This window comes from uncultured Pelagimonas sp. (assembly GCF_947498515.1).
GTDB lineage: Bacteria > Pseudomonadota > Alphaproteobacteria > Rhodobacterales > Rhodobacteraceae > Pelagimonas.
This window is the reverse complement of sequence record NZ_CANMKO010000005.1, coordinates 18,910-38,646: the sequence shown is the minus strand read 5'-3', so window position 1 is coordinate 38,646 and position 19,737 is coordinate 18,910. Positions and strand designations below refer to the sequence as shown.

The window sequence follows — 19,737 nt, the reverse complement described above, 5'->3', positions numbered from 1 at the left end:
CAAGAAACAGGCGTGAGAAGAATGCGCTTTTTACGTTCACAGCGCCTCTCCCTTTTTAGAGTTCGACACCGGGAACGCGCGGAATACGCGGTCCTTTTTATCATTGTTCGCGCTCGGGGGGCCGCGTGTTACGGGCCACAGGTAATCGGCGTTCCACAAAATTGGAACGGTGCGAATAGATGTTTGAGGGGCGGCCAAACCGTGTGTTGTAACCATTGTGGTGGCGGCAGGATCGGCGCTTTCCGACCCGGTGGCGCACAGGGCGCAATCGTCACAATCTGGGCATGGCTCGTGGTTTTGCCCCTCGGAGAGGTCAACCTGAACCAGTTTGGCCCCGTCATCCGAACAAATAACCATCCATTCCAGATCAGCAGCCTGCGCCATTGTCGGGGCAAAGCTTTGCAGGCAGAGGGCCACCACGCCCAAGATGGCCCAAAAATCACGCAGCTTTCCCAGCCGCGCCATTGGGCGCAGTATCTGGTGAAAAAGCTGTGCGACTCGGACCATCATGGATGTGCTCAAATATTAATCTCTTGGTAAAATCGCTACCAGTCGGGGCCGCCTCAGGATTTGACTATCGTCAAGGCAGTTTGAGATTCTTTTGGGGGCCGACCGTCTTTCACGCGTGCCCATCAATTGAGGGATCAAGCCCGTTCACGGCGGTATGACGCTCTCAACAGCCGCACTCGCAAACCCTTATGGAATTCTGCGACCCTGGTCACAGAGGTCGGCCCAACGTCACTCCTGTAGATCCTTTTCGTTGACATGAATTATGATTCATGTTTCACATTTGAACAGGAGAGATGCGATTGGGAGGAGGACCCAGATGAAAGGTTTGTTAAAAACCGGTGTTGCGGCGTTGACTTTGGCGCTTGCCACTGCGGCCAGCGCCGAGATCCGCGTGGCCCATGTTTATGGCAAGACCGGCCCGTTTGAGGCCTATGCCAAACAGTCCCATGACGGGCTGATGATGGGGTTGGAATATGCCACCGGCGGCACGATGGAGATCAACGGCGAAAAGATCGTTGTGATCGAAAAGGACACCCAGCTTGACCCCGCAACCGGTCGTAGCCTTTTGGCCGAAGCCTATGGTGACGATGACGTCCATATCGCCGTTGGTCCGGTAAGTTCGGGCGTGGCCTTGGCCATGTTGCCGGTCGCCGAAGAATATGAACGGGTGTTGATTGTTGAGCCAGCCGTGGCCGATAGCATCACCGGTTCCGCTTGGAATCGCTACATTTTCCGCACCGGGCGCAATTCGTCTCAGGATGCGATTTCCAACGCGGTTGCCCTTGGTGGCGACGGGGTGACCATCGCGACGCTGGCACAGGATTATGCCTTTGGCCGCGACGGGGTTTCCGCATTCAAAGAGGCGCTCGAAGCCACCGGAGCCAAGATTGCGCACGAAGAATACGTGCCCACCGACACCACCGATTTCACCGCCGCAGCCGAGCGGATTTTTAACGCCATGGAAGGTGAGAGCGGCGACAAGAAGCTCTTCATTATTTGGGCCGGTGGCGGCAATCCGATGTCGAAAATCAACGCTATGGACCCGTCGCGCTTTGGGGTTGAGATCGCCACAGGTGGCAACATTTTGGCGGCTTTGAAAGCCTACAAAGAACTGCCCGGCCTAGAAGGCGCGACCTATTACTACTACGAAATCCCGCAAAACCCGGTGAACGAATGGCTGGTCAAAGAACATTTTGACCGTCACGGCACGCCACCTGATTTCTTTACCGCGGGCGGCATGGCCTCGGGCATCGCGGTTGTCGAAGCGATCAAAAAGGCCGGCGGGGCCGAAGATACCGATGCGCTAATTGCCGCCATGGAAGGCATGGAATGGGAGACACCCAAAGGCAAGATGATGTTCCGCGCCGAAGACCATCAGGCCATGCAATCCATGTACCACTTCCGCACCGAAATTCAGGACGGCAAAGACTATGGCGTGCCGGTTCTGGTACGCGAAATTGGCCTTGATGAAATGAAGATCCCGCTCAGAAACCAGTGATGCGCGTCCCGCGCGCATAACGCAGAGGGGCCGCTCGTGACTATAGGCTCCTCTGCACCCTTTCCCCTTGATCCAACAGGCAAAACAATGACCCAGGTGCTTCTGGAAACGGACGGTTTGACCGTGCGATTTGGTGGCCATGTGGCGGTAGACGCGGTGTCTTGCGCCTTTCATGCCGGTGAACTCACCGCAATTGTCGGCCCCAATGGCGCAGGCAAAACCACCTATTTCAACCTGATTTCCGGCCAAATTCCCGCCAGCGCGGGCAACGTAGCGCTTATGGGCGATGACATCACCCGCCTGTCCGTGTCTGAGCGCTGTAAACGCGGATTGGGCCGGGCGTTTCAGCTCACCAACCTGTTTCCCGGCCTCTCGGTTCTCGAAAATGTCCGGCTCGCCATTCAGGCCCATCGCGGCGCGCGCGCCTCTTTGTTGACCCTTGCCGATAGCCATCACGCGATCACGGTCGAGGCTATGTCGGTTCTGGAACGTGTCCGCCTTGATGATTTGCGCAACCAACCGGTTTCTGAACTCAGCCACGGCAATCAGCGCAAGCTAGAGGTCGCCATGCTGATCGCGATTGACCCCAAGGTTTACATGTTTGACGAACCCACCGCCGGGATGAGCGTCGACGAAGCCCCGGTGGTTCTTGATCTGATTGCCGAACTCAAGGCCGACCGCGATCGCACCATTCTTTTGGTTGAACACAAGATGGATGTGATCCGCACCCTCGCCGATCGGATCATCGTTTTGCACAACGGTGCGCTGGTTGCGGATGGTGATCCGGCCACTGTGATGGCCTCGGATGTGGTGCAAGACGCCTATATGGGCAAGGAGTTGGCCGATGTCTAACCAAACCTCTGACGCCATTTTGAAATTGCAAAACGTCCATACCGATATCGCGCAATATCACATCTTGCATGGTGTTGACCTTTGCGTTGAACGCGGGGCGGTCACCATGTTGTTGGGCCGCAATGGCGTTGGCAAAACCACCACTTTGCGCAGCATCATGGGACTTTGGACAACCCACACCGGCGACATTACTTTTGACGGAGCCAACATCACCGCAACGCCAACCCCGGCGCGGGCGCGGGCTGGTATTGGGTTTGTTCCCGAAGACATGGGTATTTTCACCGATCTCACGGTCGAAGAAAACATGACGCTGGCGGCCGCCTCTGGCCCGCTATCCCCCGCCCGCCGTGACTGGATTTTCACCGCCTTTCCACCACTCAAAACCTTTTGGACGGCCGAGGCCGGCAACCTTTCGGGGGGGCAGAAACAGATGTTGTCCATTGCCCGCACCATGGCCGAAGAGCGCAAGCTCTATCTGATTGACGAACCCACCAAGGGTCTCGCCCCGGCGATTGTTTCAACCATGGCAGCCGCGCTCAAGGAACTCAAAAACCAAGGGGCCAGCATCTTGATGGTCGAACAGAATTTCGCCGTCGCCAAGGCCATTGGCGATTACGCCGCCGTCATGGAAGACGGGCGCATCACTTGGTCCGGCACCATGCAGGAACTGGCCAGTGACACCACCCTTCAGGAACAATTGATGGGCCTTTCCATGGAGGCAAGCGCATGACCACCCTCGCCCCAGACCACAAACCGACCTTTGCGTCGGTCCCATTGTCGGAACGTTTCGCCGCCGCCCTGCCCGTTTTGCTGGTGCCAATTCTTGTGGTGCTAGGGTTCCTTGCCATCGGCAATCCGTCTAGCTGGCTCACCCTAACCGTGTCCGGCCTTGCCATGGGCATGATGATCTTTGTCATGGCCTCGGGACTGACCTTGGTTTTCGGGTTGATGGATGTGATCAACTTTGGCCATGGCGCGTTCATTTCGGTGGGGGCCTTTGTCGGTGTATCAACCCTCTTTGGCCTTTCCCATTGGGCCGGTGCCCCGTCGCTCACGCTCAACCTGATCGCCATTCTTCTGGCAGTTCTCGCGGCCATGGCGGTCACCGGGCTTCTTGGCTGGGCGTTTGAACGGATCATCGTGAAACCGGTTTATGGGGCACACCTCAAACAAATCCTTGTCACCGTCGGTGGTTTGATCGTTATCGAACAGATGATCCACGTGATTTGGGGGCCCGAAGAAATCTTTCTCACCCGTCCTGAAATGCTCAAAGGGTCGATCACCTTCTGGGGTGCGGCGCTCGAAAAATACCGCCTATTGGCGGTTGCCATTGGCCTAATCCTTTTCGTCGCCATGCGCCTAACTTTTCGCCGCACCAAGATCGGGTTGATCGTGCGCGCCGGTGTCGAAAACGGCGAGATGGTCGAGGCCCTCGGCTATCGCCTGCGCATCGTCTTTGTCGGGGTCTTTGTTGCGGGCTCGGCGCTCGCCGGTTTGGGCGGTGTGATGTGGGGCCTTTATCAAGAGGTCATCACCGCCGGCATGGGCGAAGAGATGATGATCCTTGTGTTTATCGTCGTGATCATCGGAGGGCTTGGCTCGGTCGAAGGCGCATTTATCGGGGCCCTCCTTGTCGGCCTGCTGCAAAACTACATCGCCTTTCTCGAACCAAAACTGGCGCTGGTCTCCAACATCGGTCTGATGACCGCGATCCTGATGTGGCGTCCACAGGGCATGATGCCCGTGGTCAAAGCGAAGTGAGGCTCAACAATGCTTAAAACGCTTTTGTCCAACGACACGCCCCGCTCCAAAGTGCTGACCATCGTTGTACTCATTATCTTCCTTGGCCTTGCCCTTGCGCCGTTCCTGTTTCCCGGCGTGCGATCGCTCGATACCGCCGCGCGCATCGCGATTTTCATCGTCTTAGCCGCCAGTTATGACCTGCTTCTGGGCTATACTGGCGTGGTTAGCTTTGCCCACACGATGTTCTTTGGAATGGGGGCGTATGGGGTTGGCCTAGCCTCGCTCCATATGGGTCGCGGGTTTGGCGCGATCCTTGTCGGGAGCCTCGCCGGGGCCGCCTTGGCGGCGGCCTTTGCCTTCCTCATCGCCCTGTTTTCTTTGCGTGTCCGCGCCATCTTTTTCGCAATGATCACGCTTGCGGTCGCCTCCGCCGTGGCAGTTCTTGTGTCCCAGCTAAGCTGGCTCACCGGTGGCGAAGATGGTTTCACCTTTAAAATCCCCCGCGAACTTGGCCCAGCCAATAGATTGGGCGAAGTCGCTGGTGTTAAAATCAATGGCAAGCTGTTGAATTACTACCTGATTTTCACCTGCTCTCTGGCGCTATTCTTGCTGATGCTGCGGGTTGTGAATTCGCCCTTTGGCCGCGTCTTGCAAGCTATTCGAGAAAATGATTTTCGCGCCGAGGCCATTGGATATCGGGTTGTGTGGTATCGCACCGTCGCGACCTGCCTATCCGCCGCCGTGGCCGCCTTGGCCGGGTCGCTCTTTGCCCTTTGGCTGCGCTATGTCGGCCCGGACACCACACTAAGCTTTTCAATCATGCTTGATCTTTTGTTGATGGTGGTGATCGGTGGCATGGGAACCATCTGGGGCGCGGCCGTCGGCGCAACCCTCTTGGTCCTGGCCCAAACCTACCTTCAGGACCTCATGGGAAGCGCGGCCAGCGCCACCGAATTTCTACCGTTGCTCTCGCGTCTTTTGGACCCGGACCGTTGGTTGCTCTGGCTTGGGGTGTTGTTCATCCTCTCGGTCTATTTCTTCCCCACCGGCATTGTCGGGCGTCTTAGGGGCGATAAATGACCGTGCCGATTTTCCTGCATGGCTGGACGATGCGTGGTTCCGTTTTCGACCCTGTTCTGGCGGAACTTGGTGGCGTGGCCCCCGATCTTCCCGGTCATGGCGACAGGCGCGGCACCGCCAACATACAAGCATGTACCGACCTATTGCGTGACACGCTTTGCGGGACTGGCCCCACCGTTATCGTCGGTTGGTCCATGGGGGCGGCCATCGCTTGGAACTACATCGCGCAAAACGGCACCGCCGGGATCACCGGGCTAATCACCTTGGATATGAGCCCCAAGCCCGTGAACACTCCGGATTGGCCCCATGAGTTGATCGGCCAAACACCGGAACGCCAGTCCGCAACAACCCGCGAAATTCATGACAACTGGCCTCAGGCGGCGGAAAAAATCGCAACCACGATGTTTGCAACCAAATCCGCCGCCCCGGGTTTCAGCCGTGATCAGGCCCTCACGCAGATCCTGTCTAATGATCCCGAAGTGATGGCCGGGTATTGGGATGAACTCATGGCGCTGGATTTGCGCGATGTGATCGACAATATCGATGTGCCCTATCTTGTCGGCTATGGCGGCCAAAGTCGGGTCTATCCCGCCTCAACTGCCGCATGGCTGGCGCAAACAGCACCGCACGCGCAACTGCAATGTTTTGCCCAATCGGGCCATAGCCCCCATCTCGAAGAACCCGAGACTTTTGTCAGCGTGGTCAAAGAATTCTCCGCCGCGCTTTGAAACTCAATTGACAGGTCTGACCGCGGCGCGCAGGTTGCTCTTCTGATCCATCAGGAGGCCACATGACCCTACCTACAACGATGACCGGAATTGCCATGGTTGGCCATGGCGGCCCCGAGATGTTGGAGCTGAGCCACGAGTTGCCCGTTCCGACGCTTGCCCCAACCGATGTGTTGATCCTTGTCGCCGCCGCTGGGGTCAACAACACCGACATCAACACCCGAATTGGATGGTACTCCAAAGGCGACAACCAAAGCGAAGACGCCGCATGGGGCGGCACGGCACTGGCGTTTCCGCGCATCCAAGGGGCTGACATCTGTGGTGAAATCGTCGCCACCGGGTCCGAAATAAGCGACGCTCGTCTTGGCGACCGCGTGTTGGTTGAACCCTGTTTGCAAGAAGCTGATGGGACCCTTCTGCAAACCCCTTGGTATATCGGGTCGGAATGTGACGGCGGCTTTGCACAATTCACCAAGGTCGCCGCGCGTCACGCCCATACGATCCAAAGCCCCCTAAGCGATGTCGAGCTTGCCTCGTTTCCCTGTTCCTATTCCACTGCTGAAAACATGCTGACCCGCGCCAATGTTCAGGCCGGGGACCGGGTTCTTGTCACCGGAGCCTCGGGGGGCGTTGGCTCTGCTTCTATTCAGCTTGCCCGCGCCCGTGGGGCCGAGGTGATTGCCCAAACCAGCGCCGCCAAAGCCGAGGCACTGCGCGCGCTTGGGGCCAGCCAAACAGTGGATCGCAACGATGATCTTTCCGCGGTATTGGGCCTAAACAGTGTCGATGTTGTTATCGATCTGGTCGCCGGACCCACCTGGCCAAACCTGCTCGAAATCTTGCGCCCCTTTGGTCGGTACGCGGTGGCCGGTGCCATCGCCGGGCCATTGGTTTCGCTTGATGTCCGCACGCTCTATCTCAAAGACCTAAGCTTTTTTGGATGCACCGTGTTAGAGCCACAGGTCTTTGGCAATCTTGTCAAACGCATCGAAAGCGGCGCCATCAAACCGCTTGTCGCCGAAACCTATCCCTTGGCCGAGATCGCCGCCGCGCAGGACAGTTTTCAGCAGAAAAACCATGTCGGAAAAATTGTGCTTACCCTCGACTAGTTAAAATTCCTGCGGCCAACACCAAAAAAGCCCTTCCCAAAACTAAACCAACTCGTTTACAAGAAGAAAAGTAAACAGTTCGGTTCACTTTGGGCGGGGAGGCCCAGACCATGAAACGCTTTTTCATATCACTGGCAGTGCTTCTGGCTGGCCTTTTTACAGCCTCCGAAATCTGGCCCGCCAAAGCCTCAAACCTTCTGCTGTCGACCTTGCACCTTGCCACCGGCATGACCGCCAAAACGGTCGACACCTCAAAAGGGCCAATCCAATACCTTGAGGGCGGCAGCGGCGATACAGTTGTGTTTCTGCATGGCATTTTTGCCCGCAAGGAACATTGGCTCGACATGTCGCGCCAGATCAAAGATCACCGTTTGATCCTACTTGATCTGCCCGGTTTTGGTGACAATCCGGTGCTTGACGCCGCTGACTATGATTTTGCTCAGCAGGTCACCAATATCTTTGAAACCCTTGATGCTATGAGCGTTGAAAAGTTCCATTTGGTCGGCAATTCCATGGGCTCGCAAATCGCCAGCATGATGGCGGCTGACCGCCCCGATCAAATCATCACCCTGTCCTATATCGGCAGCCCGGTTGGCGTCACGTCCCCGATCCCGTCCGACATGGAGACCGCAATTGCCAAGGGGACCGCCCCGCTGGTTGTCAAAGATCAGGCCGGATACGACGCGCGCATGGCATGGTTGTTCCCCAAAGAGCCGTTTTTGCCGCGCCCTATGGCACGCACATGGGCCGCCGCGGAAATCGCACGTGCTGACAGCAATCAAATGATTTGGGATGCGGTGAACGGATCGCAGATCACACCAAGCGACCACCTTGCGCCTGACCTAGCCATGCCGTCCTTGGTGATCTGGTGCCAAGACGACAGGATTTTCCATCCAACCGGGGCGCAGGTCTTGGCCGATGCGTTGCCCAATAGCACGCTGATCACCCCGTCGGGTTGCGGCCATCTTCCGATGCTCGACCGCCCCGCCGAAACCGGTCGCGACCTACAGGGGTTTTTGTCGGCCCATTGAATTCGTGGCATCCCTCACTTGTCTCCCGAGGACCCACGAACAGAAGGCAGGGTGCCCCTCGGCCCCTGCCTTTTTTCATTTACCTCAGGCTGTTAGCCATGTCCCGTATCGGCATATTTCACCAAGGATCGACCCTCGGCAATGACGGTGCCGTCGCTTAGAACCGCCTTGGCCCAGAGGTCGACGATCTTCTTGTCCGGCCGTAATCGCGTCACCTCAACACTTGCGGTCACAACTGCGTCCAAGGGCGCTTGCCGAATAAAACCAATCTCTTGCTTAAGGTAATTTGTCCCCGGTCCGGGGAGTTTCACGCCCAACAGATACGAAAACAACGCCGCAATCAGCGGTTCGGGAACGTGAGCCCCACGCGTACCCGCAAGGGTTTCATACCCGGTCAAATCCTGCGCCGAAAACTGGCGGGTGACCTCTGCTTTGTCGCCAATCTGCATTACGCCACCTCCGCCTTACCAACAAACACCTCGGCCCCATCTTTCACCCGCACCGCCCGCATCCTTGCCGTGCCCGGTAGCGCGCCGCGCACCTCAAGCCGGATATCTTCACCGGTGAAACAGGGGTTTGGAAACATCATGGTTTGAGACAAGCTCCGCGCACCCGGATGGGCGGCACAGATAAGGCCCCAAAGCTTGGAATAGATCAGCATTCCGTGGCTAACCGTGCGGCCAAAGGCCGATTTGGCAGAAAACTCCGGGTCAACATGGATCGGGTTGTCATCCCCAGACACCTGCGCAAAGAGATCAAAATCCGCCTGCGTCGGGTGCCAAATCGCGCTTAGCTCATGCATGGGAAAATCCTTGTCTCAACTCTGGCTTTTTGATCTTGCCCGCCGCTGTGCGCGGGAAATCCGCGACGCTAATAACATGGGCGGGCACCTTGTAGGCGGCAAGCTTGCTCCGACACCAAAGCCGCAGGGCTTCGACATCCAAATCCTCCCCCGGCTGGGCAATGACAAATGCCGCACCAACCTCGCCCCAGCGGTCATCCGAAACGCCAATAACCGCGACCTCTAGCACCGCATCGTGTTGCACAAGAACCCGCTCCACCTCGGCCGGATAGACGTTTTCGCCCCCCGAAATGAACATGTCTTTGATCCGGTCAACGATATAGACAAACCCGTCGCTATCACGCCGCCCCACATCGCCGGTTTTCAACCATCCATCCGGAGTAAAGGCGGATCTGGTGGCCTCGGGATTTTGATAATACCCCGGCGTGATCCCCGGCCCGCAAAGCTCAATTTCACCGCTGCCTTCGCACCCGTCGGCAACCCCGGTCAAGCGGCATTGCGTCAACATTTGTGGCCGACCAACCGACCCGATTTTGGCCTCGGCATGGGCCTCATCCATCAAAAAGACCGTTGGCCCGGTTTCGGTCATGCCAAATCCGTTCAACACGCGTGCGCCACGTTCGGCGAAAAATCGGATGAGCGGTTCGGATAACGGGGCCCCACCACAGCCGCAGCGAATGCGCGACCAATCGATTGCATCGACATCCGGCGACAAGCTAAGCGCCTGATAGATCGCGGGAACGCCGAAAAACTGGGTGATCTCACCGGAAGTAAGAAGGTCGATGACTCGAGCCTCATCAAACTTGGAAAGCACCCGCGACATGCCACCATTCAAAAACACTGGTAGGGTATAAAGGTTGATCCCCGCCGTGTGGAACAGCGGCAGGAAATTGATCGAGGCATCGGCACCGGTTAACCCAATCGCCTGCCCGATGTTGACGGCATTGGCCCAGGCCATGCGCGCGGTCTGAATCACCGCCTTGGGTCGCCCGGTCGTGCCAGAGGTGAAAAGCAAATACCAACAGCGCGTTGCCGGGATCAGACCGGCAGTGCCCGACTGCCCCGCCTCCATCCACAGCTTTGCGATATCCAAGCCAATAAGCTTGGCCCCAAATCGGAGTGCAATCGCCTTGGCCACATCGGAAAAGCCCGCGTCGTGCAGGATCAGCTTGGGCGGAAAAGCATCAATAGTATCAATCAGCTCCGCCGCCGGTTGACGCCAATTCAACGGACATAGGATGAGACCGGCCTTCTGGCAGGCAAACAGCGCAACAAAGAACTCAGGGCAGTTTCCGCAGAGGATCGCAACACGATCTCCTTGCGCCAACCCTTGTTTCCGCAGCCCGTCGGCCAACCCGTTAGCGGCTCGGTTTACGCGGTCAAAACTCCAATCCTCTCCCAAGGCCTCATCGCGAAAAGCGACCCTATTTGGGCTTAACTCGGCCCGCTTTGCCGCCATATCCGGCACAAAATCAAACATCTGCACCCTCTCCTCATGGATGTAGAAACTTTGCCATTCCCTCACGCGTGTCTGAGGCGTCGATGCGCTCCAAGAACGCGCCTGTCTCCGCCGCCAATCGCCGTTCCAACAAAGCCAGCCGCGCGGTGTCCCAAATCAATCGCTTTGCGGCCCGAAAAGTCTCTGAATTGCCCCCTTGCAGGAGCTTTTGCAGCTCTTGCTCAGGCTCTTGAGAAACGGCGTTCGCCAGCCCAAAGTCACAGAGCTTTTCCGCCTCCAACCGGCGATCCGATATAATCCAATTCAGAGCCTGTGCCGCCCCAATTCGCTCTGCCAAAAGCGCGGTCCAACCGCCATCAGGGGCAAATCCGACCTGCGCATAATAGGGTTGTACAAAGGCGTTTGGGTGCACCACCGCGCAATCGGCGGCAAACAAAAACCCGGCCCCGCCGCCGGTGATCGCCCCGCGCGCCGCCACCGCCACAACCGACGGCAGGGTCACAAGACGCAAGACAATCTCTTGCAGTTTTGGAACAACCTGGCGGGCATAATCCCGCCCCTGCCCCGCCTTCACCGCCGCAGCGAAACGCGCGACATCCCCGCCGGAACAGAAATTCCGACCGGCTCGAATTGTCAGAGTTTGTGGTGAAACAGTCTCGATCTCGTCAAGCCGCGCACGGATTTCATCGAGGAAAACTGGCTCAAGCGCATTCGCACGCGGCGCGGCGAGTTCGAGAACAACCCCACCGTCGCTACGTGTCAGATGCGCCAGCTTGCTCATGGGGCCAATCCATTGCGGATCAGGTCAAACCCTTCATCCGCGATTTTGTCCAAATCCGCGCCGCCGTTTAGCGCAAATTGATCGCCCAAATTCTTGGCAATCCCCATCAAGGCCCAAGCACGGACTTCGGCATTTCCCGGTCTGATTTCCCCCGCCGCCTCGGCGCGTTCAAGCTGATCTTGGTAAGCCGCCGCGAATTGGGTGAAATAGTCCCTATAGGCGTCCGGATCGACAAAACGCGCCTCTTCGACGATGCGGTACAAAGCAGGTCGTTCCGCAACAAACCCCAAAAAAGCCCGCAAGCCCAATCGTTCGGCTTCAAGCCGGTTTGGCGCGCCATCTACCGCGTCGCTCATCACCCGCCGGGTCAACGTACCCATTTCCAAAACCAGCTCGCGAAACACCGCGTTTTTGCTTTCAAAATAGATGTAATATGTCCCAAGCGCCGTGTTCGCTTCGCGGGCGAGATCAGCGATGGTCGAGGCCGCAAAGCCCCTCTCTCCAAATACTTTTTCCGCCGCCCGCAGGATCATTTCTCTGCGTGCTGCGCCTCGTTTTGTTTTGGGTGCCGTCATTGCCATAAAACATGAATACTGATTCATATTTCACTTTGCAAGATCGGATTGATCCGGATTGCGACAAAGAAAAGCCGCCGCCCCTAGGTAAGGGACGACGGTTTCAAAACACAAAGCCGAACTCGGATTAGATCACCCGAACCGCGCCTTTGGCCGCGGAACTTGCCATCATGCCATAGGCTTTAAGCGCTGTGGACACCTTGCGCTTGCGGGGGGCCGCAGGTTCCCAACCCTTTTCGTCCTGCTCAGCGCGACGCGCCGCCATCTCTTCGTCCGACACAACAAGCGTGATCGAGCGGTTGGGAATGTCGATCTCGATCTTGTCGCCATCACGCACCAAGCCGATCGCCCCACCTTCGGCCGCCTCGGGCGATACGTGGCCAATCGACAATCCCGATGTCCCGCCGGAGAACCGGCCATCGGTCAAAAGCGCACAGGCTTTGCCAAGCCCTTTGGATTTCAGGTAGCTGGTCGGGTAGAGCATTTCTTGCATTCCCGGACCGCCGCGTGGGCCTTCGTAGCGGATCACTACGACATCACCCTCTTTGACTTTGTTGGTCAAAATATCGCTCACGGCGGCGTCTTGGCTTTCACAGACATGGGCCGTGCCGGTGAATTGCAAAATGCTCGCATCCACCCCGGCGGTTTTCACAATACACCCGTCAAGCGCGATATTGCCGAACAGAACCGCAAGTCCACCGTCCTGACTAAAGGCGTGTTCCTTGGTGCGGATAACGCCGTTTTCGCGGTCATTATCCAGCTCTTTGTAACGGTTGGATTGGCTAAACGCCTCGGTCGTACGAACCCCACCCGGTGCCGCCTTGAACAGGCTTTCGGCCTCAGGGTTGTTGGCAACCTTGATGTCCCATTTGGCAATCGCTTCGCCCATGGTGGCGCTATGCACGGTTGGCACATCCAAATGCAAAAGATCGGCGCGCGACAGCTCACCCAGGATCGAGAAGATGCCACCAGCGCGGTGCACGTCTTCCATATGGACGTTTTCGGTATTGGGGGCGACCTTGCACAAGCACGGCACCTTGCGGCTTAGGGCATCCATATGGGTCATGTCGAAATCGACTTCGCCCTCATGGGCAATCGCCAAAAGGTGCAAAACCGTGTTGGTCGACCCGCCCATGGCGATATCAAGCGACATAGCGTTTTCAAAGGCTTCAAAGGTCGCGATTTCGCGCGGCAAAAGACCTTTTTCCTCGCCCTCATAGTGGCGCTTGGTGATGTCGACAATCTTGCGACCGGCCTCAAGGAATAGGTTCTTGCGGTCCGAATGGGTTGCCAGCGTCGAACCGTTGCCCGGCAGCGCCAAACCCAGCGCCTCGGCCAAACAGTTCATCGAGTTCGCGGTAAACATCCCCGAACACGACCCACAAGTCGGACAGGCATTTTCTTCGATATGCTGCACCTGTTCGTCGGTCATGGTGTCGCTGGCGGCGGCAACCATTGCATCAACAAGGTCAACCTTGGTCATGTCGAGATCTTCAAGATCGATCTTCCCGGCCTCCATCGGGCCACCAGAGACGAAAATCACCGGAATATTCAGGCGCATCGCCGCCATCAACATGCCCGGCGTGATCTTGTCACAGTTCGAGATACAGACCATGGCATCGGCGCAATGGCCGTTGACCATATATTCAACGCTATCGGCGATCACTTCGCGCGACGGTAGCGAATAGAGCATCCCGTCATGGCCCATCGCAATTCCGTCATCCACCGCAATGGTGTTGAATTCCTTGGCGATACCACCGGCATCTTCGATCTCGCGCGCGACCATCTGGCCGAGGTCTTTGAGATGCACGTGACCGGGCACAAATTGCGTGAACGAATTGACGACCGCGATAATTGGCTTGCCAAAATCGCCATCCCCCATGCCTGTCGCACGCCAAAGGGCGCGGGCGCCCGCCATGTTGCGGCCATGGGTCGAGGTTCTGGAACGGTAAAGGGGCATTGGCACTCTCTTTTGCGGCTGTCTCTCTGGCTCCCTCGTCTTTAGCAAAGATCATCCGACAGGAAAGCCGAAAACGACCTTATGTTGCCCAAAACCCCGACACAAGTGATTGAAAATTGCGGTATACCAAAATCCGCTTGTTAAGGGCGGCGGTTTGGCTCTTTCATCACATCAATCCAGAGCCTGAATGCGCCAAGATGCGGCTCCGACTTCATCCGCAGATGTAAATCCCTTAACCTTCGCTTGTCCCGCCCGACGTCTTTGATTGCGGTTTCAATGGCGGCTCTTGCCTCATCTTCACGCCCAAGCTGTGCCAAGGCAATCGCCTGCTCCACCCTAATCGCCGCGCTTTTGGCTCTTTCCGTTGCAGAGAAATCGAAAAATGACCCCTCTGTTAGCGAGATATTGCAAAACCTCAGCTTCTTTTCGCCGTCATATCGGTCATTTCGACAGGCTCCGGCCATGAGGCCCGCTGTCATTCCCGTCAGCCAAATCATGATAAACAGCGAGACAAAGACTATTTTCAGCCAGCTTTTGACGGAGAATGACTTAGGGTCGGGCAAATGCGTCATGCGCTCTACCTAACCGATGAAAGCGTTGGGAAAAAGCGGCCTCAGCGACTGCGTTTCGCTATCGGCATCAAAGAGAGAACAACGCGACGTTATGAGGCCCAGCCTGACAATCCGACTTTGCCGCCCGCTTGCCCATCGACCCGGATGTGACGGGGTGTACCTTCCAGCAAGACCCAGATAGTTGTGTCACCCCCCTATCTTTTCAACCAAGTTGGCGGTCACCCAGTCTTCTAATCACTGCGTAGAGCATTCGCGCCAATCAACTGGTTTTCGACCGAGCCCAACCAACGCCGCATGCCCAAAAGCCTTTGTATTCGTCCATGCCGACAATCTCAGATTCCAGCGGCATCCTCGATTTGATGACAAACAGGACACTGTCCAAATGGTCCAACCGGCGAGCACGATGAGCGCCGTTGCGTTCAATAAAAGGGTCGTCATAAAGGTCGTCGACGCAAGCACCCGGCCCAAATGTGGCTGGTCTTCCATCGTTTTTGGGTCGGGGTGAGATGGTCGGTGCCTATTCCGGGAGGTCAGGCACCGACCGAGCTGCTTTGACTGCAAAGATCAGTCAGCAGATCCATTTAATATCGTCGAAACACCCCCGAGCGACTTCGCTGGCTCGGGCGACTTTTGGCTAAACCAACTTGGCATGGAAAACCTAAATCGATACAGGGAAACTAAAACGATTTAGTTTTACTTTGCAACTGATTTGTCCCACCTTGAGAAAACGATCCCGTTTCCTTTGAGCATTTCAGGCTCTACGCTAGTTAGGCACAACGCTTAGAGACAATTTGAACCACTCATGACCAGATCGCCGCGCCCTACCCTCAAGACCATTGCCCAGTTGACCGGGCTTGCGGTGCCAACCGTGTCACGCGCGCTATCGGGGGCCACGGATATTGGCCAGAAAACTCGCGAACGGGTGCGCAAAGTGGCCGACGAAATCGGGTATGTGCCCAATCGCGCGGGCCTTCGGTTGCGGACCGGGCGAACCTTTGTTTTGTCTTTGGTATTGAGTAGCGAAGCGGATGTGATGAACCTCACCGCACGGCTGATCAATGGCACGGCGACGGCCCTACGCGACACCCGCTATCACCTGACGATCACACCGTTTTTCAGTGACGAAGACCCGATGCGGTCCATCCGCCACGTTGTGGAAACCAATGCTGCGGACGCGGTGATCCTCAACCAAATCCTCCCCGAAGATCCGCGCGTGCGCTATCTATTGGACAAGGGCTTTCCCTTTGCCACCCATGGCCGGTCAAACTGGGCCGATCAACACGCGTATTTCGACTTTGACAACTTCACCTTTGGACGGCTGGCTGTGCAACGCTTGGCGCAACAGGGGCGCAAATCAATCCGGCTCGTCGCGCCACCGCGTGATCAAAATTACGCCCAGGAAATGATCCACGGGGCCGAGCAAGAGGCTGACACCCAAGGGGTCGACCTTCATGTCATGCAGCGTATCACCTCGGATGATCCTGCCACCAAAATCGAAGACGAGATTGCCGCCTTGTTTCAGGAAAACGTGCCAACCGACGGGATGATCTTTGGCTCGGCCAACTCCTGTATGTCCGGGGTCGCCGGGCTTGAGAAGGCCGGTTTGACCATTGGCAATCAGGTTGATGTCTTCTCCAAAGAAGCCATTCCTTTCCTGCAACGCTTCCGTCCCGCCATCCACGCTTTGCACGAAGATGCGCTTGCCGCCGGTGAATTCCTCGCCCGCGCGGCCATCGAACGGATCGAGCACCCGGAAAAGCCGGTGATGCAGTTTTTGGAAGTGCCAAAGTAAGCGCGCGACCACGTCTTTCCGTCTAACCAAGCCGATTTTGCAAAGTTTTTGCGGGAAATTTGCAAGAATCTCACACATGCCTACCGCTTTTTTCACTCCATCGCGGGGCCAAAACGTGATGAGAAAGGAACGGCATATGACACAACCCAAAGTTACCCGTCGTCAGGGGCTTGTTGGTTTGGGCGCAACAACACTCGCCGGGCTAACCGCCAGCACCGCCACCGCAGCGGCCGAAAACGCGACCTTTGACCAAAGCAATATTATCTGGAACACGCTCGATGGGTTTGCGCACATCTGGTACCACGTGGTGAAGGTCGACGCCGATCAGAAGATCGTCGATGTGCTCTTCAAATTCGCCGCCAATGAACAGGTCGTCAAACACCGCCACCATGCCGACTACAGCACCTTCATCCTTCAAGGTGAATTGCGCATCTACAATGACGCGGGCGATTTGGCGGAAATCAGGCCGACCGCAAGTTATGTGGAAAAGCAAGCCGGTGGTGCCCCCCATACCGAGGGTGGCGGTGACATTGATTGCATCGCGTTGTTTAGCAATCGCGGCACGGATGGCGTCATCTACGAGGTGCTCGGCCCCAATAACGAAACCATCGCCACGCTTGGCTTGCAAGAGTTTCAAGCACTCTGGGAGGCGCAACAGCCCCCGGTTCAACCGATCATTCCCGGCTGATCTCGATCTGCGATGTCAGGTAAGGCCCCCTTACCTGACTATTCTTTGCCACTTGGCAAAGTGATCCACGCAGAAGTCTTCCAAAGATCCGGCCACACCGGTTTTGGTGTCATCTCTCCCTGTTCATCCAAATCATCCGCCGCCACTTTGGCCGCCCCTCGCGGGAAAACTGCTGACCTAGGGGACAGGAACGCCAACACGTATCGCGGCTGAAAACCCCGGTTCTAGCCCGTGTTCAATGGCGCGCGGGGCAACACGGCCCAACTCGCGGAGCTCTTCCAGCGGAAGATCGGTGTTCACCGCACCAATGTCATAGGCAAAATCAGGCAGATACCCATTGGCAACAACGCGCCAATCCCAGGCCTGCCCGGCCCCGACCCCATCCATAATCTTTGTGACAACCGTGGTGCAATTGGTGAACAAAGAGTTGTACCAGCGCGGCTTAGCAGCCAGGTCCGTGGCATCTTCGATAAAGCCGGTCAAAATCCGACGCGCGGCCTCTTCTCGAACCCGCAACCGATAAAGCTGCACATCCTCACCGCGGACATTGGTCCGCAACCCGACAATGTCACGCTCGGTTGCCGCCAAAATCGCAAGGGTGTTGGCCTTGAACATATCGGCTACCGGCGAAAACCCACCGCCCTTTTGGCGACGCACCTCAACCGACCACGCAAGATGATCGCCATTTTCAAAGCCAAAGCTCACAATCAAATGCGCCATGTATTGCGGCCCCCAATAGGACAAGAACACATCGGTGCTTTCGATCTGGCTTAGATCAAATTCCTTGCTGATCCAGTTTTCATCGAAATCCTCTTTGCTGCGCCAATTGAAATCGCGGATGTCATGCACCGTTAGGGTCTCACCGCTGATCTCACCATAAGATTGGCGCGCCACGTCGCGGGCCCAGTCTCGGTTTGCAGGTGGTGTTAGGGTGTTCCACCAAAACAACGTCGCCCCAAAGGCCACAAAAAACGTGATCATCCCTTTGCCGCGATGCCGGGTGAAAAGCGTCACAACCCCAATCACCCCGGCCAAGGCCATCATCGCGCACAAACCCATGCGCACCGTTTCCGTTGTTGGAAAGCGATGCCAAATCGCCATCACCGCCCAAACCGTCGCCACTGCAATGGCAATAACGGCCAAACCGCCCGTCAGACCCTTCAAGAATTTCATAATTGCCCCTGCTCCCTCATAACATTTTCCATTGGGGTCTTTTGCTTAAAAAGCGACGCTGATCGGCAACCCAATCAACATCTCTTTCAACTGCTCCGCCCCATAGGTGCGCGAAAAATTTTGATTTCGGTTCAAACCGCGCCCAAGTAGTTTAACGACCTCGGGCGAACCTGAAAACTTCGAATGATTGCCGGAATTAGAGTCGTCAATCTCAGAGAGATCAATCGCCACAACCCCGAGTTCAGCAAGCTCTTGGGCATCCGTCGCCCCAACCCGAGGCACCCCACCGGCCACCAATTTCGCCATGTTCAAAACGCCATCATCCTTGGAAATCAACACGTACATCCGGTCGCTAATCGCCCCGACGTTTTTGATCTGGGTGCGGAACAAATCCATATCGATATCGGGTGACGCCAGCACAACTCGTTTCAACCGGTCGGTATGGGTCAGCTGATTTTTGAGCGCCAGTTCCGACAACCCTTCCATCACCACCAAACCGCCCATTGAATAGGAGAACACATCATACCCTTCGGCCTGCGTCTGTCCCAAAACCGATTGGATTTTCGCCATCTGCGACCGGGCAATCAACGCGCTATTTATGTCATAGACATAGCGGCTCAACTTGCCGGCCGATGCCCAGTCAAACAACACCGGCACACCGTGATAGCCGCTGTCTTGAACAAACTGCGCCAGATGCAAAAGGGAATCTGTTGTGCTGGTGTTATAGCCATGCACGAAAAACAACACCTCGCGCTGACCCTTTGGGCGTTTTGCCAGCTCGCTGTTCAAGGCGGCGATGAATCCGTCGTCACTTTCGTATCGCACCGGTTCCACAATCGTGTAGTGCTTGCGCGGGTCAGGCGGCAATTGACGCGCCCGGCTTAAGGTTCCCGGCCGGTGATCCGGGGGGATTGTCACCGTGACGGCGGCAAAGCCAACAGACTCTGCGCGTTGATTGGAAAAGAACGCCCCAGCGACCTCGGTTGGTTGCCGCGTCGTTGCCAGGAAAATTTTGTGTTCGGCAAGGCCCGGAACGTCCGAAATGGCCACTTTTGGGTTCTCAATACCGATAAGCGGCGGCGGTCCGCCACATCCCGATAGAATAAGTGCGACACAGGCCCCCAAAACCCAGAAGAGCAGTCTGTGAGCGGTGGAAAAGAGCCGCTGGCCCCAGTGAACGCCCCTCATTTTCCTTGCCCCTCAACGCCTTGATGTGGTGCTCCACATCTCTCACTTTATGCGACCCTAGCCGAGGGACCCTGCGCAAACAACGCCTTCGCTATCCAGTCTCTGGAACAAATTCGCAAATTGCCGCCGAAAGGTGAATTTCAGCATGGCCCAAATCCCCGCCCTGACATAGATTGGCACAAAAAGGTGGGGCAAA

General features: G+C 56.7%; 20 protein-coding genes. 10 read left to right on the top strand and 10 right to left on the bottom strand.

What is annotated here, in order from left to right:
• Nucleotides 1–36 precede the first annotated feature (36 nt).
• Entirely contained in the window at nt 37–510 is a 474-nt protein-coding gene (locus Q1A43_RS10640; protein ID WP_299934904.1) for a DUF2946 family protein, read from the bottom strand.
• 316 nt (nt 511–826) lie between these two features.
• On the opposite strand from Q1A43_RS10640, the gene Q1A43_RS10635 reads away from it, so the two are divergent.
• From Q1A43_RS10635 to Q1A43_RS10600, 8 genes are all read left to right on the top strand, one after another.
• Entirely contained in the window at nt 827–2,008 is a 1,182-nt protein-coding gene (locus Q1A43_RS10635; RefSeq protein WP_299934902.1) for a substrate-binding domain-containing protein, read from the top strand.
• An 87-nt stretch (nt 2,009–2,095) separates the two neighbouring features.
• On the top strand, nt 2,096–2,860 hold the full coding sequence (locus Q1A43_RS10630; RefSeq protein WP_299934899.1) for an ABC transporter ATP-binding protein: 765 nt from the start codon (nt 2,096–2,098) through the stop codon (nt 2,858–2,860).
• The gene (locus Q1A43_RS10625) at nt 2,853–3,590 is read left to right on the top strand and encodes an ABC transporter ATP-binding protein (RefSeq protein WP_299934896.1); all 738 of its coding nucleotides are present in this window, start codon (nt 2,853–2,855) and stop codon (nt 3,588–3,590) included. The genes Q1A43_RS10630 and Q1A43_RS10625 overlap by 8 nt, the downstream gene beginning before the upstream one ends.
• Complete coding sequence (locus Q1A43_RS10620) at nt 3,587–4,621, top strand: branched-chain amino acid ABC transporter permease (RefSeq protein WP_299923270.1); 1,035 nt, start codon at nt 3,587–3,589, stop codon at nt 4,619–4,621. Before Q1A43_RS10625 ends, Q1A43_RS10620 begins: the two co-directional genes overlap by 4 nt.
• 9 nt (nt 4,622–4,630) lie before the next feature.
• Complete coding sequence (locus Q1A43_RS10615; RefSeq protein WP_299934893.1) at nt 4,631–5,683, top strand: branched-chain amino acid ABC transporter permease; 1,053 nt, start codon at nt 4,631–4,633, stop codon at nt 5,681–5,683.
• Nucleotides 5,680–6,411: an alpha/beta hydrolase gene (locus Q1A43_RS10610; RefSeq protein WP_299934891.1), complete on the top strand. Its 732-nt coding sequence runs from the start codon at nt 5,680–5,682 to the stop codon at nt 6,409–6,411. Before Q1A43_RS10615 ends, Q1A43_RS10610 begins: the two co-directional genes overlap by 4 nt.
• Nucleotides 6,412–6,473: 62 nt before the next feature.
• Nucleotides 6,474–7,520, top strand: coding sequence for an alcohol dehydrogenase family protein (locus tag Q1A43_RS10605; RefSeq protein ID WP_299934888.1), 1,047 nt, complete (start codon nt 6,474–6,476; stop codon nt 7,518–7,520).
• Between the two features lie 110 nt (nt 7,521–7,630).
• Nucleotides 7,631–8,551, top strand: a complete 921-nt coding sequence (locus tag Q1A43_RS10600; protein WP_299934885.1) for an alpha/beta hydrolase — start codon at nt 7,631–7,633, stop codon at nt 8,549–8,551.
• 92 nt (nt 8,552–8,643) lie between these two features.
• On the opposite strand, the gene Q1A43_RS10595 is transcribed toward Q1A43_RS10600, so the two are convergent.
• The 7 genes from Q1A43_RS10595 to Q1A43_RS10565 form a co-directional block, all read right to left on the bottom strand.
• Complete coding sequence (locus Q1A43_RS10595) at nt 8,644–9,000, bottom strand: phosphate acetyltransferase (RefSeq protein ID WP_299934883.1); 357 nt, start codon at nt 8,998–9,000, stop codon at nt 8,644–8,646.
• Nucleotides 9,000–9,353, bottom strand: coding sequence for a MaoC/PaaZ C-terminal domain-containing protein (locus Q1A43_RS10590; protein ID WP_299934880.1), 354 nt, complete (start codon nt 9,351–9,353; stop codon nt 9,000–9,002). Before Q1A43_RS10590 ends, Q1A43_RS10595 begins: the two co-directional genes overlap by 1 nt.
• Complete coding sequence (locus tag Q1A43_RS10585; RefSeq protein WP_299934878.1) at nt 9,346–10,833, bottom strand: AMP-binding protein; 1,488 nt, start codon at nt 10,831–10,833, stop codon at nt 9,346–9,348. Before Q1A43_RS10585 ends, Q1A43_RS10590 begins: the two co-directional genes overlap by 8 nt.
• 13 nt (nt 10,834–10,846) lie before the next feature.
• On the bottom strand, nt 10,847–11,593 hold the full coding sequence (locus Q1A43_RS10580) for an enoyl-CoA hydratase/isomerase family protein (RefSeq protein ID WP_299934876.1): 747 nt from the start codon (nt 11,591–11,593) through the stop codon (nt 10,847–10,849).
• Nucleotides 11,590–12,174, bottom strand: a complete 585-nt coding sequence (locus tag Q1A43_RS10575) for a TetR/AcrR family transcriptional regulator (protein ID WP_299934874.1) — start codon at nt 12,172–12,174, stop codon at nt 11,590–11,592. Before Q1A43_RS10575 ends, Q1A43_RS10580 begins: the two co-directional genes overlap by 4 nt.
• Nucleotides 12,175–12,295: 121 nt before the next feature.
• Complete coding sequence (gene ilvD, locus Q1A43_RS10570; RefSeq protein ID WP_299923253.1) at nt 12,296–14,128, bottom strand: dihydroxy-acid dehydratase; 1,833 nt, start codon at nt 14,126–14,128, stop codon at nt 12,296–12,298.
• Between the two features lie 140 nt (nt 14,129–14,268).
• Nucleotides 14,269–14,700, bottom strand: a complete 432-nt coding sequence (locus Q1A43_RS10565; protein ID WP_299934871.1) for a hypothetical protein — start codon at nt 14,698–14,700, stop codon at nt 14,269–14,271.
• An 802-nt stretch (nt 14,701–15,502) separates the two neighbouring features.
• Here Q1A43_RS10565 and Q1A43_RS10560 point away from each other — a divergent pair.
• Both Q1A43_RS10560 and Q1A43_RS10555 read left to right on the top strand, forming a co-directional pair.
• Nucleotides 15,503–16,492, top strand: coding sequence for a LacI family transcriptional regulator (locus Q1A43_RS10560; protein WP_299934868.1), 990 nt, complete (start codon nt 15,503–15,505; stop codon nt 16,490–16,492).
• Between the two features lie 136 nt (nt 16,493–16,628).
• Nucleotides 16,629–17,180, top strand: coding sequence for a hypothetical protein (locus tag Q1A43_RS10555; protein WP_299934865.1), 552 nt, complete (start codon nt 16,629–16,631; stop codon nt 17,178–17,180).
• A gap of 177 nt (nt 17,181–17,357) precedes the next feature.
• Here the strand turns inward: Q1A43_RS10555 and Q1A43_RS10550 are convergent, their stop codons facing one another.
• Entirely contained in the window at nt 17,358–18,353 is a 996-nt protein-coding gene (locus tag Q1A43_RS10550; RefSeq protein ID WP_299934863.1) for a DUF4105 domain-containing protein, read from the bottom strand.
• Nucleotides 18,354–18,398: 45 nt separating this feature from the next.
• Complete coding sequence (locus tag Q1A43_RS10545; protein WP_299934860.1) at nt 18,399–19,541, bottom strand: alpha/beta hydrolase; 1,143 nt, start codon at nt 19,539–19,541, stop codon at nt 18,399–18,401.
• Nucleotides 19,542–19,737: the final 196 nt, after the last annotated feature.